Source organism: Methylophaga sp. UBA4204, assembly GCF_002379485.1.
Classification (GTDB): Bacteria; Pseudomonadota; Gammaproteobacteria; order Nitrosococcales; family Methylophagaceae; genus Methylophaga.
In genome coordinates, this window is the sequence record NZ_DFTU01000005.1 from 46,741 (window position 1) to 47,008 (window position 268).

The window sequence follows — 268 nt, forward strand, 5'->3', positions numbered from 1 at the left end:
ATCTTTCATAGCCTCCAGCAGTGATGGCTCTGAATGATCAACAGAATATTTTCTGTGGTTTTAACGAAGCATTATTATATGGACTTTAGCTTGTGAACCTGATTCTCCAGGTGAATCTCATCATTGTGATGGTATTTGTCATAATGTGCAGTATTGGTGTCAAAAGTACACTTGATGACCTTCGCCTGAGAGTTGACCATGAACTTGAAGTGTCCAATGAGGTTGCAAAATATGCAATAGATGCACAGCTTGCCCGTTTGGAAGCGGA